This is a genomic window from Symbioplanes lichenis (assembly GCF_030709675.1).
Classification (GTDB): Bacteria; Actinomycetota; Actinomycetes; order Mycobacteriales; family Micromonosporaceae; genus Actinoplanes; species Actinoplanes lichenis.
On the sequence record NZ_JAUZQD010000003.1, the window covers coordinates 31080 to 53488 of the forward strand.

The 22409-nt window shown below is 70.3% G+C and carries 21 protein-coding genes; 14 read left to right on the forward strand and 7 right to left on the reverse strand.

Features of this window, described 5'->3' with window-relative positions:
- Positions 1 to 60: 60 nt before the first annotated feature.
- Entirely contained in the window at positions 61 to 228 is a 168-nt protein-coding gene (locus tag RAN62_RS07390) for a hypothetical protein (protein WP_305784302.1), read from the reverse strand.
- Here RAN62_RS07390 and RAN62_RS07395 point away from each other — a divergent pair.
- Genes RAN62_RS07395 through RAN62_RS07405 form a run of 3 tightly spaced genes read left to right on the forward strand, consistent with a single transcriptional unit; the run spans position 189 to position 3435 of the window.
- Positions 189 to 2084: a xanthine dehydrogenase family protein molybdopterin-binding subunit gene (locus tag RAN62_RS07395; RefSeq protein ID WP_305783743.1), complete on the forward strand. Its 1896-nt coding sequence runs from the start codon at positions 189 to 191 to the stop codon at positions 2082 to 2084. The genes RAN62_RS07390 and RAN62_RS07395 overlap by 40 nt on opposite strands.
- A complete protein-coding gene (locus RAN62_RS07400; protein WP_305783744.1) occupies positions 2081 to 2938 on the forward strand; it encodes an FAD binding domain-containing protein in 858 nt (285 codons plus the stop codon). Before RAN62_RS07395 ends, RAN62_RS07400 begins: the two co-directional genes overlap by 4 nt.
- Complete coding sequence (locus tag RAN62_RS07405; protein ID WP_305783745.1) at positions 2935 to 3435, forward strand: (2Fe-2S)-binding protein; 501 nt, start codon at positions 2935 to 2937, stop codon at positions 3433 to 3435. The genes RAN62_RS07400 and RAN62_RS07405 overlap by 4 nt, the downstream gene beginning before the upstream one ends.
- On the opposite strand, the gene RAN62_RS07410 is transcribed toward RAN62_RS07405, so the two are convergent.
- Positions 3393 to 4343, reverse strand: a complete 951-nt coding sequence (locus RAN62_RS07410; RefSeq protein WP_305783746.1) for a cation diffusion facilitator family transporter — start codon at positions 4341 to 4343, stop codon at positions 3393 to 3395. The two genes, RAN62_RS07405 and RAN62_RS07410, sit on opposite strands and share 43 nt — an antisense overlap.
- Entirely contained in the window at positions 4340 to 5056 is a 717-nt protein-coding gene (locus RAN62_RS07415) for a substrate-binding periplasmic protein (RefSeq protein WP_305783747.1), read from the reverse strand. The genes RAN62_RS07410 and RAN62_RS07415 overlap by 4 nt, the downstream gene beginning before the upstream one ends.
- A 290-nt stretch (positions 5057 to 5346) precedes the next feature.
- Here RAN62_RS07415 and RAN62_RS07420 point away from each other — a divergent pair, with 290 nt between their 5' ends.
- The 5 genes from RAN62_RS07420 to RAN62_RS07440 all read left to right on the forward strand — a co-directional run bounded on the left by RAN62_RS07420 (position 5347) and on the right by RAN62_RS07440 (position 10723).
- The gene (locus tag RAN62_RS07420; RefSeq protein WP_305783748.1) at positions 5347 to 6309 is read left to right on the forward strand and encodes a hypothetical protein; all 963 of its coding nucleotides are present in this window, start codon (positions 5347 to 5349) and stop codon (positions 6307 to 6309) included.
- A 67-nt stretch (positions 6310 to 6376) separates the two neighbouring features.
- Complete coding sequence (locus RAN62_RS07425) at positions 6377 to 6643, forward strand: hypothetical protein (protein ID WP_305783749.1); 267 nt, start codon at positions 6377 to 6379, stop codon at positions 6641 to 6643.
- A 349-nt stretch (positions 6644 to 6992) separates the two neighbouring features.
- Positions 6993 to 7895, forward strand: coding sequence for a hypothetical protein (locus tag RAN62_RS07430; RefSeq protein ID WP_305783750.1), 903 nt, complete (start codon positions 6993 to 6995; stop codon positions 7893 to 7895).
- A 231-nt stretch (positions 7896 to 8126) separates the two neighbouring features.
- Positions 8127 to 9011, forward strand: a complete 885-nt coding sequence (locus RAN62_RS07435; protein WP_305783751.1) for a hypothetical protein — start codon at positions 8127 to 8129, stop codon at positions 9009 to 9011.
- A 542-nt stretch (positions 9012 to 9553) separates the two neighbouring features.
- Complete coding sequence (locus RAN62_RS07440) at positions 9554 to 10723, forward strand: SGNH/GDSL hydrolase family protein (protein ID WP_305783752.1); 1170 nt, start codon at positions 9554 to 9556, stop codon at positions 10721 to 10723.
- Between the two features lie 224 nt (positions 10724 to 10947).
- Here the strand turns inward: RAN62_RS07440 and RAN62_RS07445 are convergent, their stop codons facing one another.
- Positions 10948 to 13089 carry an MMPL family transporter gene (locus RAN62_RS07445; RefSeq protein ID WP_305783753.1) on the reverse strand — a complete coding sequence of 714 codons (2142 nt, stop codon included), beginning with the start codon at positions 13087 to 13089 and terminating at the stop codon, positions 10948 to 10950.
- 139 nt (positions 13090 to 13228) lie between these two features.
- Here RAN62_RS07445 and RAN62_RS07450 point away from each other — a divergent pair, with 139 nt between their 5' ends.
- From RAN62_RS07450 to RAN62_RS07460, 3 genes are all read left to right on the forward strand, one after another.
- Positions 13229 to 14392 (forward strand): amidohydrolase family protein, encoded by a 1164-nt coding sequence (locus RAN62_RS07450; protein ID WP_305783754.1) that lies wholly within the window; start codon positions 13229 to 13231, stop codon positions 14390 to 14392.
- A 73-nt stretch (positions 14393 to 14465) separates the two neighbouring features.
- Positions 14466 to 15149 carry a response regulator transcription factor gene (locus RAN62_RS07455; protein WP_305783755.1) on the forward strand — a complete coding sequence of 228 codons (684 nt, stop codon included), beginning with the start codon at positions 14466 to 14468 and terminating at the stop codon, positions 15147 to 15149.
- Complete coding sequence (locus RAN62_RS07460; RefSeq protein WP_305783756.1) at positions 15146 to 16561, forward strand: HAMP domain-containing sensor histidine kinase; 1416 nt, start codon at positions 15146 to 15148, stop codon at positions 16559 to 16561. Before RAN62_RS07455 ends, RAN62_RS07460 begins: the two co-directional genes overlap by 4 nt.
- A 7-nt stretch (positions 16562 to 16568) precedes the next feature.
- On the opposite strand, the gene RAN62_RS07465 is transcribed toward RAN62_RS07460, so the two are convergent.
- The 3 genes from RAN62_RS07465 to RAN62_RS07475 are packed head-to-tail and all read right to left on the reverse strand — an operon-like array spanning position 16569 to position 19266.
- A complete protein-coding gene (locus RAN62_RS07465; RefSeq protein WP_305783757.1) occupies positions 16569 to 17747 on the reverse strand; it encodes a hypothetical protein in 1179 nt (392 codons plus the stop codon).
- Between the two features lie 32 nt (positions 17748 to 17779).
- Positions 17780 to 18568, reverse strand: a complete 789-nt coding sequence (locus RAN62_RS07470) for an ABC transporter permease (protein ID WP_305783758.1) — start codon at positions 18566 to 18568, stop codon at positions 17780 to 17782.
- Positions 18565 to 19266: an ABC transporter ATP-binding protein gene (locus RAN62_RS07475; RefSeq protein ID WP_305783759.1), complete on the reverse strand. Its 702-nt coding sequence runs from the start codon at positions 19264 to 19266 to the stop codon at positions 18565 to 18567. The genes RAN62_RS07470 and RAN62_RS07475 overlap by 4 nt, the downstream gene beginning before the upstream one ends.
- A gap of 112 nt (positions 19267 to 19378) precedes the next feature.
- Here RAN62_RS07475 and RAN62_RS07480 point away from each other — a divergent pair, with 112 nt between their 5' ends.
- The 3 genes from RAN62_RS07480 (at position 19379) to RAN62_RS07490 (ending at position 22285) form a co-directional block, all read left to right on the forward strand.
- Positions 19379 to 20608, forward strand: a complete 1230-nt coding sequence (locus RAN62_RS07480; protein ID WP_305783760.1) for an amidohydrolase family protein — start codon at positions 19379 to 19381, stop codon at positions 20606 to 20608.
- The gene (locus RAN62_RS07485) at positions 20605 to 21126 is read left to right on the forward strand and encodes an SMI1/KNR4 family protein (RefSeq protein ID WP_305783761.1); all 522 of its coding nucleotides are present in this window, start codon (positions 20605 to 20607) and stop codon (positions 21124 to 21126) included. The genes RAN62_RS07480 and RAN62_RS07485 overlap by 4 nt, the downstream gene beginning before the upstream one ends.
- Before the next feature lie 700 nt (positions 21127 to 21826).
- Positions 21827 to 22285: a hypothetical protein gene (locus tag RAN62_RS07490; RefSeq protein WP_305783762.1), complete on the forward strand. Its 459-nt coding sequence runs from the start codon at positions 21827 to 21829 to the stop codon at positions 22283 to 22285.
- The last annotated feature ends 124 nt before the right edge of the window (positions 22286 to 22409 follow it).

Genomic DNA, 22409 nt, shown 5'->3' on the forward strand with positions numbered 1-22409 from the left:
GGAGCCTCCCGTTGTCGTGCCGGACTCCTGTCACGTACCCCGGTCGTGGACGACCATGCGTTAGACATCGGCGGGCGGGGGCAGGCCGCTGTCATGAGCAGCGTGATCGGCGCGCGGCTGCCGCGCCGCGAGGACGAGCGGCTGGTGCGCGGCGCCGGCTGCTATGTCGGTGACCTGCGCGTCGACGGGTGCCTCGAGGCGGTGTTCGCGCGCGGGGATGTGGCGCACGGCGAGCTGCGAGGCGTGGAGCTGGACGCGGCGCGCCGGGTGCCGGGGGTGACAGCTGCCTGGGCGTACGCGGATCTGCCGTTCCTGCCCGACCTGCCGCCGAGAAGGAGTTCGGCGACCCGATCGACCCGGAGGTGTGGCGCCGGGCCGCGGTGGTCGTCGAGGCGTCGTACCGTCAGCAGCTGCTCGCGCACACGTCGATCGAGGCCCGCGCGATCCTGGTCCGCCCGGAGGACGACGGTGCGCTGACCATCTGGGTGTCGCACCAGGCGCCGCACCGGCTGCGCCGCGATGTCGCCGGGAGTTTCGGGCTGCGCGAGGAGCAGGTGCGCGTCGTCGTGCCCGACGTGGGTGGGGCGTTCGGCGGCAAGAGCGAGACGTGGCCCGAGTACTTCGCCGTGATCGCGGCGGCGCGGCGGCTGGGCCGGCCGGTGCGCTGGCTCGAGGACCGGGCGGAGGCGCTGACCGGGCCGCCGCACGGGCGCGGGCAGAACCAGCGGGTCCGGCTGGCCGCCGGCGCCGACGGGCGCATCCTGGCGTACGAGCTGCACGTCGACGCCGACATCGGCGGCTATCCGCACACCGGGTCGTTCGTGCCGATGGCGACGTCCATGATGGCCACCGGCGCGTACGCGATCCCGCACGTGCACGTCCGCACCCGCGCGGTGGTGACGAACACCGCGCCCACGGCTCCCTACCGCGGCGCCGGCCGTCCCGAGGCGGCGTCGGCGATCGAGCGTACGGTCGACCTGCTCGCGCACCGGCTCGGCCTGGACCCGGCGGAGGCGCGGAGGGTCAACTTCATCACCCCCGATGCCTTCCCGTACGACACCCCGACCGGCTTCACCTACGACAGCGGCGACTACGCGAAGGCCCTCGACGTGGCGCTCGACGAGCTCGGCTACGCGGGCTGGCGCACCGAGCAGGCGCGCCGCGCCGCGGCCGGGGAGCCGCCGATCGGCATCGGACTGTGCACCTATGTGGAGCGCTCGGGAGCGGGTGAGGAGTTCGGCGCGGTCGAGGCGTGCGCCGACGGCAGCTTCGTGGCGCTGTCGGGCTGCTGCTCCACCGGCCAGGGGCACGAGACGTCGTTCCCGCAGGTCGTCGCCGCCGTGCTGGGCGTGGCGCCGGAGCGGGTGCGCCTGGTCGAGCGGGACACCGCCGTCGTGCCGCGGGGCATCGGCTCGTTCGCCAGCCGGTCGATGCAGACCGGCGGCGCGGCGCTGCACCGGGCCGCCACCAAGCTGATCGGCGCCGCGCGGCAACGCATCGCCGAACGCTGGGCGGTGCCGGTCGCCGATGTCACCTACGAGGCGGGCACGCTGCGCGCGGGGGAGCGGTCGGCGACGTTGGCGGACGTGGCGGCGCACGGGGTGCTGCGCGCCGACGAGACGTACGCACCGCCGGAGGCGTTTCCCTTCGGCGCGTACGCCGCCGTGGTCGAAGTGGACCCGGAGCTCGGCAACGTCACCGTGCTGCGGCTGGTCGCGGTCGACGACTACGGCGTGGAGGTCAACCCGCTCATCGTCGACGGGCAGGGCCGCGGCTCGACCGTGCAGGGCCTCGGCCAAGCCCTCTACGAGGACGTGCGCTACGACGCCGGCGGGCTGCCACAGACGCGCAGCCTGCTCGACTACCTGATCCCCACGATCTCCGAGCTGCCGCCGACCCGCTTCGCCGAGACGTGCACCCCGAATCCGAACACGCCGCTGGGTGCCAAGGGCGCCGGTGAGGCGGGTTGCATCGGGGCGCCGCCGGCCATCGTCAACGCGGTCGCCGACGCCCTCGGGCTGCGCGAGCGGGACACGTTGCAGATGCCGCTGACGCCGTACACCTGCTGGAGTGCCGCCCGATGAAACCCGCACCCTTCGAGTACGTCGCCGCGCGCACCGAGGACGACGTCGTGGCCGCTCTCACCGACGGGCACACCGAGGTTCTCGCCGGCGGGCAGAGCCTCGTCCTCGAGATGAACTACCGCTCCCGCCGGCCCGCCCGGCTGGTCGACATCAACCGGGTGCCCGGCTTCGACCGGCTCGCGACCGGCGGCGACGTGCTGCGTGTCGGCCCGCTCGTGCGGCACCGGGCCTTCGAGGGCGACGCTGTGCCCGGGCCGCTCGGGGTGCTGCTGCGGCGGGTGGTGCGTCACATCGCGCACCCGCCGATCCGCGCCCGCGGCACCATGCTCGGCAGCCTCGCGTACGCCCACCCCGCCGCCGAGTGGCCGGCGGTGCTCACCGCGCTCGGCGCCGACCTCGAGCTGGCCGGACGGGACGGCCGCCGCACGATCAGCGCCGGCGACTTCTTCCTCGGCCCGCACACCACTGCCCGCCGCCCCGGGGAGCTGCTCGCCGAGGCGCGCCTGACCCTGCTGCCCGCCGGCACCCGGGTGGGCTTCGCCGAGCACCGGCGCACCCACGCCAGCTTCGCGCAGCTCGCCGTCCTGGCCGCCGTGACCCTCACCGGCGGGCACGTGTCGGCCGTCCGGGTCGGACTGGTCAACGCGGCGGACCGCCCGGTGCGCGCCCACCACGCCGAGGCGGCGCTGCTCGGCCGCCCGCTCGACGACGCGGCGATCACGGCCGCCGGGCAGGCCGCGGGGGCTCAGGACGCCGACCCGCGCGACCAGCCGTACGCCGGCCTCGACTACCAGCGGCACGCCGTCGCCGTGCTCACCCGCCGCGCCCTCGCGCAGGCCCGGGACGAAGGATGACCACGGTGCATCTCACCGTCAACGGCCGGCCGTACGAGCTGGACGTCGAGCCCCGGCGCACCCTCGCCGACGCCCTGCGCGAGGACTGCGGCCTCACCGGCACCCACCTCGGCTGCGAGCACGGCGTCTGCGGGGCGTGCACGGTGCTGGTGGACGGCACGGCGGTGCGCTCGTGCCTGATGTTCGCCGTGCAGTGCGAGGGCGCGCGGATCCGTACCGTCGAAGGTCTGGCCGCGGACGACGGCACCGCGCACCCGCTGCAGGACGCCTTCTCCGCCGAGCACGCGCTGCAGTGCGGCTTCTGCACGCCCGGCTTCCTGATGCTGGCGGCCGGCGCCCTCGAGAGCGACCCGGAGATGGTGCGGGACGACGAGCGGCTGCGTGAGCTGCTGACGTCGAACCTGTGCCGCTGCACCGGCTACGAAGCCATCCGCCGCGCGGTCGAGGCCGCCGGTCAGGTGTCGATGCGCGACACCGGGGCCACCACCAGGTCGTGAACGCGCCAGTCGAAGTCGCGGGCGAACCGCTCCAGCGCTTCGAGCCGCTCGACGAGGCGGTCGGTGCCGGGGCTCGGGACCACGATCAGCTCCCCGACGAACACGTGACCCTCCTCGCGCAGCCGCAGCCGGGCGTCGGTGATCCAGTCGTGGTCGAGGACGGCGCTCAGCAGCCGGCCGGGCAGGGGATGCTCGCGGCTGCCGTCGACCACGCGCGGCTTGTTGTCCATCAGGTCGGCGACCGCGCCGCGGGTGGTGCGCACGCCGTCGCGGACGATGTCGGCCCCGATGATCAGCGCGGCGACCGCGTCGGCCCACCACAGGCCCACAGCGATGCCGGCGATGCCCAGCACGGCCGCGCCCGCGGTCAGCCAGTCGGCCCTGTTCATCTCCGCGTCGGCGAAGAGCACCTTGTCGTGCAGCTCCCGGGCGATGCGCTGCTTGGCGCGGCCGAGCAGGATCGCCGGCACCATGGTGGCCAGCAGCACGACGATCATGAGCCAGCCCAGCCAGAACCGGTGCCCGAGGATCTCGACCAGCCCGATCGGCGGGCGCTCCCGGGCGAGCAGCCGGACGATCGAGTCGTAGACGACGTACCCGCCCAGCCCGAGCAGCGCCACGGACCCGGCCAGGAAGGCGACGCTGACCGAGCGGTGGTAGCCGTACGGGAAACGGTCGTTGGGTGTGCGGTTGCGATAGCGGGCGGCGATCAGGAAAGCCGCGGGCGGCACGAGCCCGAGCATGTCCTCGATCCAGGCGGCCTTCATCGCCTGCGACTGCCCGAGCGTGACGGCCAGCAGCCCGACCGCGGTGGCGAAGAACACGATCGTCCACCACTCGAGGCGGATCGCGCGCCGGTGCAGGGCCGCCTTGTCCGGGGGCAGCTCGAAGCGGTCGTACATCCTCATCGGCCCGCCTCCGCCCGCTCGGCGGCGACCAGCAGGCGTACGACCTCCGCGTGCGACAGCCCGAGCAGGAACCGCTCCACCTCGGCCTGCCAGCCGTTCTCGCCCGGCGGCAGTGCCCAGACGTGATCGGCGGCGCCGAGCTCGTGCCGCGAGGCCGTGAGACCGAGCTCGGTCAGCCGCCACTCGCCGACCACCACCGGCAGCCCCTCGTCACCGGTCACCTCCGGCACCGCGACGACGTCGGCGCCTTCGCTGGTCAGCGCGGCCACCTCGGCGGTGCCGCCCGTGACGGCCACCCGCTGCCCGGTCAGGTCGCCAGGGACCCGGACGCCGGCCGGGGCGGCGACCAGGGTGCGCATGGTGACGTACGGCTTGGTGAGCGAGGCTTCCTTGGTCCACGGCGCGTCCGCGGTGAGCCCGCCGACGACCAGATCGAGCACGCGGTCCTTGACGGCGGCCATGAGCTCCGACTCGGAGCCGGGATACCACTCGACGCGGGCGCCGAGCCGCTCCGCGAGCCGGGTGACCAGCACGGCCTCGGCACCTGCGGGCTGTTCGTCACCGGCCACGGCGACCCACGGCGGGTTGTCCGTGACCCCGACGCGCAGCACGCCGCCGCGGACGTCCGCCAGGGTCGTGCCGGTGTCGCGCGGTAACCCGCACGCTGTGGCCACCAGCAGCACAAGAACCAGTACAGCGCAACCGCGTCGCATGCCGTCCACTGTATGACGGCGACCTTCCCGAGCCGATCACCGCCGCCGGTGTGGAGGCATCCGGGTAAGAACGACGACGCGAACCGGGCGGGCTCACCCGGACGGCGGCCACGACACGATGATTGTTCGGCGGCAGGGGGGCTTCCGCTGCCGGCCGCCCCAACGGCATCGCCGAGCGCGTGAAGCTCGAGACGTAGCCGTGGGCCGGGCGAAGGTGCGCGGCTGCACCTGGCAGAGGTAGCCACGAGCGGGCCTGGATAGCGGCATTCCGGCGGTTCAGGCTCGTGGACATGACTTACCGCAGAACCGTTACTCGTGCTCTGCTCGCCGCGGCCGTCGTGGCTTCAGGGGCTTTGCCGCCCACCGAGGCTTTCGCCATGAAGGGCGAGGCTTCCGTCAAGGCGCGCGCCATCGTGCATCTGGACCTGGCGGCAGGGCAGATGCCGGAGAACATTGTCCCGGACCGCGACGGCAGCGTGGACGTCACCTTTGCGGGGGCTCGGCAGGTCGCGCGCATCGATGCGTACGGGAAGATCAGGGTGTTGGCCACACTGCCGGCGCCGGCGGATGCCTCGGCGGTGACGCCGTTGCTCGGGTTCCCGCTGACCACCGGGCTCGTGCGGGACGGCGGCACCTTCTTCGTGCTCTACGCGACCGGGTCGGCGGAGACCGGGCTGTGGACGTTCCGGGAGGGGCAGGCGCCCCGCAAGCTCGCCGATCTGCCCGCCGACGGACTGCCCAACGGGCTCACCCGCGACAGCAAGACCGGCATCATGTACGTGACCGACAGTGCCAAGGGCGTCGTCTACGCCGTCACCGCCGGGGGCCGGGTCCGGGTGTTCAGCCGCGACGAAGCGCTCGCGCCGGCCGGCTTTTTCGGGGTCAATGGGGCCAAGGTGCGCGACGGCCACCTGTACGTGTCGAATCTGGACAAGGGCACGGTGTCGCGTACTCCGCTGAGCGGTCGCCGGGCCGGTGCCTTCACGACGGTCGCGACGGGCCTGACCGGCATCGACGACTTCACCTTCACCGGGCGCGGCGAGCAGATCGTGGCGGCCCTGGTCACCGAGAACAAGGTGGTGTTGTCCGACGGCACCACCGTGCTCACCGAGGCCGACGGCCTGTCCAACCCGACGTCCGTCCTGGTGCGCCACGGCAGAGCGTACGTGCCTAGCGCCGCCTACACCACGCAGCGTGACCCCAACCTGCTGGTCGTCCGTCTCCCCGCCCCGGCACCATCCGGCCGCGCCTGAGGGTCCGGCGGGGCAGGATCACCGGCCGTCGATGGCGCCGCGGGCGGGTGGCCGCCACGATGGCGGCATGGACATCGGCTTTCTTCTCGGGGTCATCGGCGGCCCGCTCCTGATCATCGCCGGGGCGCGCCAGATCTGGCCGATCGTCCCGCTGCTCCGGTCCGGCGTGCGGGCCACGGGGACGGTCGTGCGGCTGGACCGGACGTGGGAGAAGGAGGAGAGCGTCTGGCTCTACGCGCCGGTGGTGGTCTTCCGGGACGAGGCCGGCGCCGAGCACGATCGCCGGCACCGAGTTCCCGCCGGCCGAGGCGAGCACGACCATGGCCCGCCGTAATCGAATCGGTGAGCCGGTGCCCCGACGAGTGATACGCAGCAGCGTCTGACCTTCCTGGTCAGGGCACTAGTACTGCCTCTCGGCGCTGGGCTGCCTGGCGGGTCTCCATGCCCACCCGCGCCAGCAGTGCGTCCCGGAAGCCCCGGTGCGGGCACACGTTCACGCTCGACCTCGAACCGAGTGACAAGCACAACCATTTGTCCGTACGAGCGGCCGGCAAGCGCGCCCATCTCCTCTCAGAGTTGGTCCGCCAGGTCGGCGCTGGGCGCGCACGGCCTATGAGCCTGGCCAGGATGGGCTGGCCCTGGCCGGCGCCCCGGCCGCGACGACAACCATTACAGTCGCATTCGTGAGCGCAGACCAGGGTCTTGTCCGGGTGTCCGATTCGTTCGGCGTACGCCGTACCCGAACCGGATCGATCCTCGCGGATGACGGGACGAACTACCAGGTCAAATGGGATGACACCGATGAGGAAGAGCTTGTCCCACGGGGCGCCGGCGTTTACGTCGCGATGAGGGGGTCGTTGCGTTTCCTGGCCCTGTCCGACTCCCGGCTGTTCCACGGCGTCTTCGCTCAAGAGCCCCTCGCGGTGGTTCTCCACCTGCTGGCCGAGTCGTCGGTCCCGCTGAACGTGCGAGAGATCCGGGAGCGTCTGGCCGAGTTCGGTCTCCGGAACGAGACCTGGGCCCGGCATGGGCCCCGCGCGCTGGCGGTTCTGCCCAAGTGGCCAAATGTCGTCCGACGGCAGAAGGGCGACACTCTGGCCTACGCGTGGGTGGGGGACGACCTTCCCGAACTCCCGTCAGAGGCCGAGCCTGACCCGGAGCCGGCACCTCCGCCCGCGCCTGTGTCGAAGCCCCCTTCTTCTCCCGCTAAGCCGATCGCGGCGGCTGCGACACCGGCCGAACCGGCGGTACCGTCCGCCGAGCGCCTTCGGCGCCAGATGAGCGCCGCGCGGAGCCTCGGCGAGGTCGCTCGGCTGCTCACGCTTCCGAGGGAGTTCGTGGCTGAGTTGTCGCCGGAGGTGGTCGCCTCCGCGCTTCGCCGGGTCGCCGCTGAGGATCGGCTGGTCGCGGGCTTGCTCGATGCCCTGACCGCCTCCGGGCCGATCGGTGCGCTGACCGAGGAACTGGCGGCGGCCCGGGCGGCGAACGCCGCACTCCAGAGCCGGGTCGATGAGTTGGAGGAGTGGTGGACGGCTCTTGAGCAGAGCACCGATCCGGGCGCCGCAGCCCGTCAGCCGGGTAGCTGACTCGGAACGACCGAGCTGCTCGCGCAGCCGGCCGTGAACGGTGCCACTCGCATTCTGCTGGCCTGCGGCCGGGTGCCCGCGGACGGGGGGCGCGACGATGCTGGCGGCTGCACGCCACGGGAGGATCGTTAAAGAAACTTTAAGGAACGCTTGCTCAGCGTCATGAACTGCTGCCACATCATTGCTCGTACATCTCGGCACAAGCAGTACCGAGACCAAGAGGAGCCGTGCATGTATCGACGCGGAATCAGCAGCCGGACGCGCAAGCTGGTGATTGGAGGCGCCGCCGCAGCGCTGCTCGGCTCGGCGCTCGCGGTCGGCACGGGGATGAGCCAGGCCGCCGAACAGGGCAACGCCGGGGCCGGCGCCGGTAGCATCGACGCTTTGGTGCCGGCGCTGGGTTTCAGTCCGGGTGATCCGAACGCGACGGCTGACCGTGTGGGCCCCACCGGGGTGAATGTTCCCGGTCGCTGCCCGCCCACTCAGGCTCAGGTGAACGCGCAGGTGGCGCTCAAGAATGGGAGCCTTCCGAGCGGGACGGACCTGGAGAGCCGTATCCAGCGTTTTGAGAGGACCTTGTCGGCGATTCAGGACTTGAAGTGCCCGGCGTCTTCGACGACTTTGCTGGGCCGTTTGAATTCCTTGACCGCGCTGCGTGGAAACGCGGACCGCGATGATGTCCTGCGTGGTTTGGGTCTGAACGAGACGCCGGCGGACACGGGTTCGGGCCAGAGTGGAGCGCCGGGGAACGCCGGAGCCGGCTCCGATGACATCAATGCTTTGGTGCCGGCGCTGGGTTTCAGTCCGGGTGATCCGAACGCGACGGCTGACCGCGTGGGCCCCACCGGGGTGAATGTTCCCGGTCGCTGCCCGCCCACTCAGGCCCAGGTGAACGCGCAGGTGGCGCTCAAGAATGGGAGCCTTCCGAGCGGGACGGACCTGGAGAGCCGTATCCAGCGTTTCGAGAAGACCTTGTCGGCGATTCAGGACTTGAAGTGCCCGGCGTCTTCCACGACTTTGCTGGGCCGTTTGAATTCCTTGACCGCGCTGCGTGGAAACGCGGACCGCGATGACGTTCTGCGTGATCTGGGTCTGAACGAAACGCCGGCGGGATAAAGCCGCGGGGGACGCGGCGCCGCAAAGCGCGCCAGCGAAACAAGCGGCGCCCCGGACAACGGCAACCTGATCCACCGCACGGAACCGCCTCGCCGGAGGCCCCCGCACCACGGAGGGTCTCCGGCGCGTCCGTGTGTGGGCCATGCGCGCGGTGATCGTCGGCTTCTTCGGCACGCTGACCGACCCCGGCGCTGAGGAGTGTCGCGAGCCCCTCGCGCACCGCACCGGCGAGCTGCTCGGCGGCGGCGAGCTGCTCGGCGGCGGCGACGGTCGTCACCGGGGCCTTGGCCGCGGATGTTGCGAACGGTGGGCCGGCGAACGTGAGCATGGGGGCTGCAATGAGCCCAGCTCGGTGTCAGGTTGCCCTCGCCGAAGGCATCGCTATGAAAGACGCCGAAGGCATCACCATGGAAGACACGGCGACTTCGCCGACTGGTGGGGCCGTTCGCGCGGGACGGACAACCGTCGTCGGCCAGCCCTATGATGATCCGGAATTCATCGATGCCCATGGTCACGCCGAGCTCGAGGAGCCTCTCTCCGCCATGCGCCTTCGCCACCTTGCTGCCACGCTCGCCACGCTGCTCGTCGTGGGCGGCGCCAATGCGGCTCCGGCCTGGAGTGCTGCCGGCGACGCGGTCGAGCCCTCGGCGGCGGCCGATGCGGCGCCGGCGGATCTGCTGCAACGGCTCGACAGTGGTCAGCCCACCACCATCACGCTGCTCGGCGACTCCACCGGCGACGCGGAGGACGAGTGGTTCTCCAGCCTCTCCGTCTGGCTGGCCGGCCGCTATCCCGCGCACCGCACCACCTACCAGCTGTGGGACGACCGCGGTCAGGCCTACGGGACCGAGACCGTGCTCGGCGGCGCTGTGGGCGGACCCGCGCTGAAGATCTACAACGGCAGCGTGGCCGGGAAAACGGCCGCATACGCCCTTGATGACGACCATTTCCGCGAGCTCACCAGCCACGTCTCCCACCTGTACGTGATCAACTACGGTCACAACGAGCGCGACGCCACTACCTACCCTGACTACGCCGTACTCACCGGCAGGCTGCACGCCAAGCACCCGGCAGCCGGCATCGTCCCGGTGCTCCAGAACCCCGAGAGCACGGCCAACGCCGTCGCGCACGCGGAGCGCATCCAGACCGTCAGAACCCTGGCCGGCGAGAACCGGTGGCCGGTCATCGACGCCTACAACGCGTTCCGCGCCGACCCGCGCCCCCTGTCCGACCTTCTGATCGATGGCGTGCACCCGAGGCCCGCCGGGCACGCGCTCTGGCTGGCCGCCGCCCAGCGCGTGTTCCTGGACCAGTCCGCGCAGGGTGATTGGACCGACTGCCCGACCGGCACCCCGGCGACCGGCGGATACATCTGCCTGTGGGACAACACCAACTACGACGACGGCCGCCTGCAGCGGACGTACGAAACCCTCAGAAGGACGACTACGGACGGCATCGACGGCTGCTGGAACCTCACGGGCAGCGCGTTCTCCAGCGGCCTCTGGGCCTACGATTCGGCGTCGTCCTGGGCGCTGCGGAAGAACCCCGACAGCAGCACTCGGTACCGGGTGCAGATCTTCGAGTGGATCAACTGCAACACCGAGGGCAACTACCGCACGTACGTCGTCGACCAGGACTTCGCGGCGGCGGACCTCAGGACGATCGGCTGGAACAACACGGCCGCCTCCATCCGGGTCACCATCGCTCCCTGAGAGCGAGTCCTCCCAAGACCGCACAGGTCGACGAGGCGGTCCGCGGCGTCGGGGCCATCCTGTCGCGCTGAGCGAAGGCCCCGGGGGGCGACGGTCATCGGGGCGCCGGCCCACATCCTGTGGCCCGGCGATCCGGAGTTCTCCGGGAAGCTGCGGCGCCGGGCCCAGGGAACGATCCGGACGGGCCCGGGGGCCCGTCCGGGATTTGCTCCGTGCGGACGTGCTCATCGTTGCAGCGCGGGCTCCGCGTCGTCGGCCGGCGAGTGCCGTCCGGTCGGCGGCGCCTCCGCCGGGGGCCGGGACAGCCGGCTCGGCCACCAGATCCGGCGGCCGATCAGCAGGGTGAGGGCGGGCACCAGGACTGACCGTACGAGCAGGGCGTCGAGCAGCACACCGAAGGCGACCAGGAAGCCGACCTCGACCAGCATCACCAGCGGAAGCGAGACGAGGACCGCGAACGTGGCGGCCAGGACCAGACCGGCCGATGTGATGACGCCGCCGGTGGCGGAGAGGGCTTTGAGCATGCCATCCCTGGTGCCGAGACGTACGGTCTCCTCCCGGGCTCGGCTGGTGAGGAAGATGTTGTAGTCGACGCCGAGCGCCACGAGGAACATGAATGCCAGCAACGGCACCGAATAGTCGATGCCCTTGAAACCGAGGATGGTCTCGAAGACGAACACGCTGCCGCCGAAGGCCGCGGCGAAGGAGACGATCACGGTTGCCATCAGGACCAGTGGGGCCACGATCGCGCGCAGCAGCAGCCCGAGGACGATCAGGACGACGGCGAGCACCAGCGGGATCACGAGCTTTTCGTCGCGGCTGGTGGTGACTTCGGTGTCGAGGTTCTCCGCGCTCGGCCCGCCGACGATCGCCTCCGCCCCGTCGATCGCGTGCACGGCGGTGCGTACCCGCTTGATGGTGTCGTACTCGACGGGGGTGTCCGGAGCGTCGGCCGGGTAGACCGAGATGTCGGTCCAGCCTTGGACGGTCTCACCCGGTTCGGCCTGCGCCACGCCGGGAGTGCGCTTGACGACGTCGAGAATCTGCTTCTCGTACGCCGGTCGCGTGTAGATGGTCATCGGCTGGCCGCCGAGCTCGGGGAAGTTCTGGCGCAGCACGGTGAAGCCGGTGACCGACTCCGGCGGGGACAAGAACTGATCCTGCTCCCGCAGCGCGCCGGTGTTGCCCGTCAGCCCGAGGCAGAGAGCGGCGAGGATGCCGAACGAGCCCAGCGTCGCCACCCACCGGCGGCGGCTGATGGCGGTGCCGAGACGTCCCCACAGTCCCGGCTTCTCCTGCGGGGCCGGGTCGAGCCGCGGGATGGCGGGCCAGAAAATCCGGCGGCCAAGCACCACAAGCACCGCCGGGAACAGGGTCAGCATGGCGACCAGCGCGCACAGGATGCCGGCCGCGCCGATCGGTCCGAGCCCGCTGATGCTGTTCAGATCCGCGGCGAGCAGGCAGAGCAGGCCCGCGACCACGGTGGCCGCGGACGCGATGATGGCCGGCGCGGCGCCACGCAGCGCGTGGATCATGGCGACTCGGGCGTTCTGGTGGTGGTGCAGTGTCTCGCGATATCGGGCGATGAGCAGCAGCGCGTAGTCCGTGCCGACGCCGAACACCAGGATCGTCAGCAGTGCCGAGTTCTGGTTGTCGACCACGATGCCGAAGCCCTTGACGAGCAAGTAGACGGTTGCCATCGAGGTCAGCGCGGCCACGCCCACGACCACCAGCGGGACGAACCACAACACCGGGCTGCGGTAGGTGAGGATGAGCAGGATCGTGACGACGATGACGGTGGTGAGAAAGACCTGCAGGTCGATGCCGTCGAAGACGGCGTCCAGGTCGCCGTCGATCGCGGCTGGGCCGGTCACCTCGAGGGTCAGGCCGGTGGGCCGGTCCTCGGTGGCGTCCCGCAACGGGCCGACGAGATCCTCCGGCGGGCCGTAGGCCGTGCTCAGGTCGAGGGTGAACATCATCGCCTGGCCGTTGGTGGAAGGCCTGATCGAGGGATCGTCGCCGGGCATCGCCGTCTTCGGTGGGTACCGCTCGGCGAGGGTGTCGTAGTGGCGTTCGACCGTGGCGTTGTCGGCGGCGGTCAAGCCACCGGCGCGGTGGTAAACGAAGACGAACGTGTTGTCCTCCGCACCGGGGAGGCTCTCCTCCAGCTCCGCCACCTTGGTGGACTCGGCACTGGCGGGCAGGGCGTCCACGGCTTTGTCGGTGGTGACCGAGCTCAACTTGCCGCTCAACGGCACCATGACCGCGGCCAGCGCCACCCACAAGCCGATCACCAACCACGGCACCCACCGGCCGGCCAGCCGGCCGGGCGGCGCTTCCTTGGTCGGGCTTACTTTGGCTGTCATCGATCCTCCTGAGAAACGTCCGAGGCCGAATTCGTACCGAGCGAATCTGAGACGAGCATTAAGCGCCGCATTAATGCTCGTCTCAGATTCGCCAGGTACGAAGTTGGCGTCAGATCAGCGAGGTGAGGAGAGACGTGACATGAAGCCCATGGGACGCCGCAGCTTCCTGGCCGCCGCCACGGCACTCGGCATAGGCGCCGGCGTGTCCTCGCATGCCATCGCCTCGGCGGCGAGCGACACCAAGAAAACCCCGGACCAGGCTCCGGAACACGACGCGGACAAGACCGCGGAGATTTACCGGAGAGATCGGGACCTGCCCTTCATCGGCGCGGAGGAGACGTTCTCCACCCCCGCGTTGCTGAAGCTGAACTCCATCAACGCCGATCACATCGCGTACCTCGAGGAAATCGGTCTTGCGGATCTGGGCCAACGCCGCATCGACGATATGGACGCGGGTGGACTCGACGTTCAGATCCTCTCCGCTCATACACCGTCCGTGCAGAATGTCCCGGGGCGAAGGGGCATAGACCTTGCCCGCCGTCTCAACCGGCAACTCGTGGACGGGCCGATCGCCAAGTATCCGGGCCGCTTCCAAGCTTTCGCCACCTTGCCCTTGCAGAGCCCGGAAGCGGCGGCGGACGAGCTGGAACGCTCGGTGCGGGAAGACGGCTTCCTGGGCGCTCTGACCAACGGGCACATCACGAAGAAGTATCTCGACCATCCCGACTTCGAGCCCGTGCTGGCCCGGGCCGTTGCGCTCGATGTGCCGATCTACCTGCATCCCGGCTACCCGGCTGACGAGATCTTCAAGATTCTCTACAGCACCACGCGGTCTCAGTACACGAAGGAGTTCCAGCCCTACATTTTCAGTGGGTCCGGATATGGCTGGCACCAAGAGGTGCTGACCCAGTGCATTCGGATGATCACGTACGGGGTCTTCGACCGGTTCCCCGCGCTGAAAATCATCATCGGCCACATGGGTGAAGGTCTTCCCTTCTACTACGAACGGATCGTCAACGACATGGGCGAGCCGACCGAAAGCTCGCTCAAGAAGCCCTTCGGGCAGTACTTCCAGGACAACTTCTGGGTCACCACCAGCGCGTTCCCGCAGACCGAACTGCTCACTCTCCTGCTGAGGCACATCAGCGTGGATCGGGTGATGTTCGCAACCGACTACCCGTTCGCGGACATCAAGGCGCAGACCGACTGGTTCCGCGGAGTCGACCTGCCGCGCGAGGACAAGGAGAAGATCGCGTTCCGGAATGCCGAGAAGCTGTTCAGAACGAAGGTGCCCGTGAAGTGAGGCGTCTCGCATGTTGATCGGGGAGGATGAGCGTCAAAGGCGTCGATCGGAGGGGCGGGGCGGAGTGCGGATCATGATCGCGGATGACGAGGCGGCCATCCGTGACTCGCTGGAGCGGGTGCTCCGGATCGAGGGGTATGACACCAGCACGGTGGCCAACGGTCTCGCTGTCCTCGACGGGCTCGAGGCCTTGCGAGGCGACACGCTGGATCTGTTGATCCTGGACGTGATGATGCCCCGTCTCGGCGGGCTGGAGACCTGCCGGCGGTTGCGGGCGGCGGGCCGGGATCTCCCGGTGCTGATGCTGACCGCCCGGGACCAGGTCTCCGACCGGGTCGCGGGGCTGGACGCGGGCGCCGACGACTATCTGCCCAAGCCGTTCGCCACCGAGGAGTTGCTGGCCCGGGTGCGGGCGCTGCTGCGTCGGCGCGCGCCGGCCGGCGCGGAGTCACCGGTCCTGTCGTTCGCCGACGTGCGGATCGATCCCGACCGTTTCGAGGCGTGGCGTGGCGGACGGCCGCTGCGCCTGACCCGGACCGAGTTCTCCCTCCTCGAGGTGTTCGTGCGCAACGCGACCCGCGTGTTGACCCGCGACACACTGTTCGAGGCGATCTGGGGCTTCGACATGAGCACCACCGACAACAACCTGCAGGTGTACGTGAGCTATCTGCGCCGCAAGATGGAGGCCGAGGGTGAGCCGCGGTTGATCTACACGCTGCGGGGACTGGGATACACGTTGCGGGAGACTCCTCCGTGAGCAGAACCGGAGGCCGGGAGCCGCGCCGGTTGACCCGGTGGTGGCGCGGGCGGTCCCTGCGGACCAGGATGACGGTGATCGCGGCGACCGCCATCGCGGTCAGCGTGTTCGTGTCCTTCCAGGTGGCCAGCGAGCTGATGGATCGCAAGCTGCTGGAAACCGCCGAGGATCAGCTGCACGCCGACTCCCGCGTCCTGGCGACCGGCGCGGAGCGCGCCGGTCCGGCGCAGGTTCAGCTGCCGCCGTACCCGGGATCCGGCCGGCTGGTGCGGGTCGTCCTGCCCGACGGCTCGACCCGGACACCGGCCGGCCAACCCGAGCTGCCCCCGGTCAGCGAGCAAGCCGGGCGCGTCGCGGCGGGCGCGTCGGCCGACCTGCTGGAGTCGACCGACTGGAACGACGGCTACCGCGTCTACACCCTGCGGGTGGGCGGCGGCGCGGTCCAGGTGGCCGACCTCGCCGACGACAGCCCGGTCAACCAGTTCGGGTTCGGCATGCTGGTGATCGGGCTGCTCTGCGTGGCCGGCGGCGCCCTGGTCGGGCGGACCGTGGCGCGGGCCGCGCTGGCACCGATCGACCGGCTGACCGCCGCCGCGGTGCATGTCGCGGACACCCGGGATCTCGACGCCGGCATTCCGGACGAAGGCGGTGGGGAGATCCGGCAGCTGATCCAGTCGATCAACAACATGCTCGCCGCGCTGCGGGAATCCCGGCAGGCGCAGCGGCTGCTCGCCGAGGACGCCTCCCACGAGCTCAAGACCCCGCTCACCAGCCTGCGCCTCAACGTCGAGCTGCTGATCCGGCTCGATCGGCGGGGCACCCTGGACAGCGCGCTGCCGGCGGAGAGCCGGACCCGGCTGCTCCACGATGTCGGCGCCCAGGTGGCCGAGTTGAGCACCCTGGCCGCCGAGCTGACCGAGGTGGCGCGCGGTGACGTCAGCGACGAGAGCACCGAGCTGATCGATCTCGCCGACGTGGTGGTGGCCGCCGTGACCCGAGCGCGTTCGCGCATGCCCGGCACAGAGGTCGCACTCGACGTGAGCTCGGTGTGGGTGAGCGGGCGTCCCGCCGCGCTGCAGCGGGCTGTGCTCAACCTCATCGACAACGCGGGCAAGTGGTCTCCCGAGGACCAGCCGGTCCAGGTCCGGCTCCGTGCCGTCGGCGGGTCGGCGGTGCTCGAGGTCGACGACGCCGGACCAGGCATCGACGCCGCCGACGCGCCGCGGGTGTTCGACCGGTTCTACCGGGCCGACAGCGCCCGGGCGTTGCCGGGATCCGGTCTCGGACTGTCCATCGTGCGGCGGGTCGTCGACGCCCACGGCGGCCGGGTCACGGTCGCCCGCTCCGGCCGCGGTGGCGCACTGCTTCAGGTCGGCCTCCCGGCCGCGTCCCCGCCTACCGGCAGCGAATAGACCGGTGCTACTTCAGGCCGATGGAGGTGTCGATGAACTCGTTGGTGTAGAGGTCGCCGACCTTCAGGCCGGCGGCGACGGGGGAGCCCAGTCTGGTGTAGATCGGCTGGGCCGTGCCGAGAAACTTCGCCATCCGGTCGGGGTCGAAGTCGCCGAGGGTGCTGTTGGTGCCGTTGCTGACGAGCTTGGTCTCGATCATGGTCCTGCGGGCGTAGTCGGCGACGCCGGGGCTGTACGTCCATCCGGTGTTGTACTCGGTGACGAGCTTCTGGATGAGATCGTCGGCCGCCGCCGGGTTGGCGAAATAGTCGACCTCAGACTTCTGCAGCACCGGCGTGAGGGCCTTCAGGCAGGGGGAGAGCTTGTCGAAGTCCGCCACCCGGACCGCCATCGCCGACGGGTAGGGATTCCAGCCGGTCTCGGAGATCAGGGCGTACTTCACGGGCTTGCCCCACGCCTTGACCTCGTGCTCGTAGATGTACGGCTCGGAGGAGGAGTACCCCTGCTGGACGTCCTTGCCGCGGGCGGCGACGAAGTTGGCCGGCGTGCCGTCGTAGCCGGCGTCCTGGCTCTTCTTGGAGACCAGGCCGGCGTCGAGGAGGTAGTCCTGGTAGGCCGCGCCCGCGAGGTAGCGCCACACACCGCCCGACTTGTCGAGGGCGCCCTTGAGGTCGGCGACCCGGTTGACTTCGGGATACGTGGCGGGATCCCACATCACCATGGCCGGACTCTGGTCGAGCGGGGCGAAGAACGCCCTGGTCGGTGTCGTGGCCGAGGCGGCGATCTGGTCGTCGGTCGTGATGTAGCCCATCGTGATCGACGTGTCGGTGTACAGCTGCGCGCCCACGCCGGTGTAGCCGATGGCCGGGCCGCCGGCGCGGACCTCGAGCTTCACCCCGGTCGACCGGCCGCCGAGATACAGCGGGCCGGAGACCGACTTCTTGCCCGCGTCGACGACCGCGTCGTCGCCGAGCATCTGGTAGGTGTAGCCGTGCTCCGACTCGGGGTTCCAGTCGGTCTGGACGACGATGGTGGCCGGACAGCCGGCGGCCTTGAGGTCGACAGCGCCGGCGCTCGCGGCGGGAGCCGGTGCGTCCGGCCCGGAGGAATCCGTGCAGCCGGTGATCAGGGGGGCCGAGACGACGAAGGCGCCTAGTGAGGCCATCAGCCTCCGGTGTGCGGTCATGAGCGGATCCCACTTTCGCAACGGGAAGATTGTCAGGTCGCGGGTTGGTACCAGCGGCCGACGGCGAGCTTCGACAGAAAACCGAAGAGCCCGAACATCGTGACCCCGAGGAGCGCCGCCACGAAGATCGCGGCGAAGAGGGCGGTGTAATCGAGCAGGCGGGCGTACGTCTGCAGCAGAGAGCCGAGGCCCGGGGTGCCGCGCTGGAAGAAGAAGTCGCCGACGATCGCGCCGACCACCGAGAGACCGGCCGAGGTGCGCAGGCCGACGAAGATGGACGGCAGGGCCGCCGGGAACATCAATTTCATCAGTACGGTGCCACGGCGTACGCGTTGCAGCCGGAAGAGCTCGTGGAGCGACTTGTCCACCGACTCCAGCCCGAAGAGAGTGTTCGCAACCATCGGGAAAAGCGAGATCAGTACGCACACGACCACACGGGCCCGGAACTCGTAGCCGAACCAGACGCCGATCAGCGGGACGATGGCGAGGATCGGGATGCACTGGAGGATCACGGCGTACGGATATGTCGAGCGTTTGGCCCAGGCTGTCGAGGCCATGGCGACCGCCCAGGCGATGCCGATGACCGCGGCGATCGCGATTCCGGTGAGTGCGACCGCGGTCGAGTGCCAGACTCCGCGCACGATCTGGCCGCGGGTCCGGGAGTCGAGGAATCCGTCGGTGATCACCTGTCCGGGGGTCGGGACGAGGAAGTTCCGGGCCGGTCCGAGCAACGCGTGGACGGCGTACCAGAGGCCGACGATGACGGCGAGGACGAGCAGCGGCGGCATGGCGTTCAGGGCGGCGGAGCGTACACGAATCATCGGCGTCCCTCCCGCAGGGCGTGCGAGACCTGGCCGACCAGTTCGGCGTACTCGCCGGTGTAGCGGATCTCGGGGTCCCGCGGCATCGGGAACGGGACGTCGAACGAGCTCACGAACGTTCCCGGACGGCCGGACATCACGACGACCTTCGTCGACAGATAGACCGCCTCGGCGACCGAGTGGGTGATGAACATGCCGGCGAACCGCTCGGCCACGAAGATGCGGATCAATTCGTCGTTGAGGCGTTCCCGGGTGATGTCGTCGAGCGAGCCGAACGGCTCGTCGAACAGGAACAGCTCCGGATCGAGGGTGAGGGAACGAGCTAGCGAGGTCCGCATCCGCATGCCACCCGAGAGCTGCCGGGGCAGGTGCTTCTCGAACCCTTGGAGTCCGACCAGCTCGATGGCGGCGGCGGCTTTCGCGCGCCGGGTGGCGGCGCCGATCCCCTTCAGCTCGGCCAGAAGTTCGACGTTACGCCGGACGTCGCGCCACGCCAGCAGGGTGGCGTCCTGGAACACGTAGCCGATGCGCTCGGTCCTGGTCGTCACCGTGCCACCGGTCGCCGTCTCCAGGCCGGAGGCGACCCGCAGCAACGTCGATTTGCCGCAGCCCGACGGCCCGACGACGGTGACGAACTCGCCGCGGCTCACGTCGAGGTTTACTTTGGACAAAGCGACAGTGCCATTGGGAAAGCGCATCTCGACATCCCGGAGGTCGATCAGAGTCCCGGCCACGGACGCTCACTCTCGCTCGCCGGCTGAGTGACGCTTAGAGGATATCGTCTTGCGCCGATGTCGAAAGGTGGCCCCGATGCCACTTCCTCGGACTGTGGAAGTGCTCCGGCACGCGCTCCTGCCCGGCGGCCGCCCGGTCGACGTGGTGATCGAGGGGGAATTGGTCGGCTCCGTCGTCGATGCCGGCACTGCGCCGGCCGCCCTCGACGGGCTCGACCTGACCGGCTTCGTCCTGCTCACCGCGCCCGCGGAACCGCACGCCCACCTCGACAAGGCGGGGAGCTGGGACGCCATCCGGCCACCGGCGGGCGACCTCACGCGGGCCATCGGGTCCTGGGTCCGGTACGCCACGACGATGACATCGGCGGAGGTCGCGGACCGGGCCCGCGCGCAGCTCACCCGGCACCTGCGCAACGGCACGACCGCCGTACGCTCCCATGTCGACCTGCTGCCCGACGGAGACCCCCTGCGCGCCGTCCGGGCGCTCGTGCAGGTACGCGCGGAGTTCGCGGGACTCATGGACGTGCAACTCGTCGCGCTCGCGGGCGAGTACGTCGGAGACGAGGCCTACCGCGGCGCGATCGCGCTCGGGGTGGACCTGATCGGCGGCGCACCGCACCTGGCGGCCGATCCGGCCGGGCAGCTCGGCCGTCAGATCGCCCTGGCGGCCGAACTGGGCGTCGGCATCGACCTGCACACCGACGAGTCCCTGCGCGGCCCGGTCACGATCCTCGACTTCGCGCACGCCGTCGCCGGCTGGACTGTACCGGTCACCGCCGGGCACTGCGTCCGGCTCGGCACGATGCCGCCGGCCGAACTCGCCACGGTCCTCGATGCGGTCGCGGCCGGCCCGATGGGCCTGGTCACTCTGCCCATCACCAACCTCTATCTCCAGGGCTGGGCGGAACCCGTGGCTACCCCGCGGGGCCTTACCGCGCTCCGCGCGATCCTCGAGGCGGGCATCCCGCTCGGGGCGGGCGCCGACAACGTCCGCGACCCGTTCAACCCGGTGGGGCGCAGCGATGCGCTGGAGACCGCCTCTCTGCTCGTCACCGCCGGCCACCTCACCCTCGACGAGGCCCTGCACCTGATCACCGACGGCGCCCGGCAGGTGATGGGCATGGTCGCCGCCGGGGCCCACCCCGGCGCCCAGGCCGACTTCCTCGCCGTCCGGGGAACCGGCGCCGGCGAGATCGTCGCCGAGGCGGGTCCCGACCGCTTCGTGATCCACCGCGGGCGCCTGGTCTCCGCGTCGCGCGTTCACCATGACACCGCCCTTCCGCTGACCCCTCGGAAGCCCGCATGACACTCGAGCGGCTGACCCGGGCGGTTCAGCCTCCCCCGCGGCAGGAGGTCCTGTCCGACTGGGACGAGGTCGAGAGCGCCTTGGGGTTCGGGTTGCCCGGCGACTACAAGGAACTCGTCGACCGCTACGGGCCGGGGAGGTTCGACGACTTCCTCGCGATATTCCAGCCGCATCATGAGGTGCAGCGACTGGACCTGCTCCACGCCGTCACGGAAACCGCCGAACTGCTGGAGGCGTACGAAGCGAGCGGCGAGACGCTGCCCGCGCCGGCCCATCAGCTGCTGGCGGCGGGCCTTACCGACAATGGCGACACGCTTTACTGGGTTCGGGACCCGCCGGAGTCCCCGGACCGGTGGCGTGTCGCGGTCAACGCCGCCCGGGACTTCGACGAATGGTTCGTGTTCGACGGCTGCCTGAGCGACTTCCTGGCGGCCGTGCTGAGCCGCGAGCTGGTGGTGCCGGTTCTTGCCGGCGATTTCCCCTACCCCGACAAGGCGCCGGTCTACCGGCCGGACTGACTGGCGCCGAGCGTGCGGAGAACGGAAATCGCGCTGTCCATATAGACCGACCCCGTACTCGCCGGCGAGCGCGCCTCTCGGAGCGACATCGCCGCGATGCTCTGCCACGTGTTGTTGCCTCTGGTCGAAGTCGGCCGCCACGCCGACGCGGTCGAGGCGTACAGGTGGGTCATGCCGGCCATGGCGGGCGGCGTTCACCGGTACGAGACCTATGCGCTTCGCATGGAGTTCTGTGCGCTCACCGGGAACGCCGACGAGGGGTTCGAGCTGCTCACCCTGCTCGACGGGTTCGACCGGTTCGAGCGCCCGGCGGGCAAGATGCATCTCGCGACCGCGATCACCGTGCTGACCTCCGCCTACCTGCGCACCGGCCGCGGCAAGTACGTGGTGGGGCAGGGGGACGGCGAGGGAACTCCGGTGTGGATGCTGCACGACCGGATGCGCATGATTGCCCTCGACCTGGCCGAGCAGTTCGACCGGCGCAACGGCACCACGGCGTGCAGTGACAGGGTGCGGGCGCGGCTCGACCGCGTACCGCTGATCGACTTCCTTCCCCTGCGGCCCGGTGCGGTCTCCGGCGACGTGCACCCCGCCGCCGGGATGAGCGATGCGCACCTGCTCGAACGGGTGCGATGGCACCACGCGCGCAACGAGTTCGCGCAGGCCCGCGCCTGCCTGGAAGCCGTACGCGAGCCGGCTGGTGCGGCGCGACCTTCCGGCCGAGGTGCGCGGCCACCTGCGCCACCTGCGCGGCGCGTATCTCGTCGGCTGCGGCCGGGCCGCCGAGGCCGTCGACGATCTCTACGACGCCCACGGCCAGCTCTTCGCCCGCGCCCAGGAGCACCGCGAGGCGGCTCTGCAGTTGATGCGGGCCTGCGCCGCGGCGGGCCGGCCCCGCGAGGCGCTGGAGGCCGGTGTGCTCGCGACCCGACCGGCCGCGGAGAGCGAACGAAACCCGGCCCGTACGAACCTGCTGCGCTTCACCATGGCCGAGTCGTACGTGCGTATCGGCTGGCTGGAGGCGGCGCTGCCCGAATACGAGTCGCTGGTCGAAGCCCTGCGGCGCCTCGGCGAGACCAGAACACCGATGTACGAGTCCGCGATGACGACGCTGGAGAACCTCCGGGTGGCGGTGACCGAGGACAGGCAGCGCGGCTGAGGTCGAACGGGGTCGGGTGGCGCGGTTGTCAGGTCGGTGCGTCGTCTCCTCGGAACCGTATTGAAGGCCACGCTTCCTCTTGCCTAAGTGAGAAGATGTTCCGTATGGTGAGGCGCATCTGAGA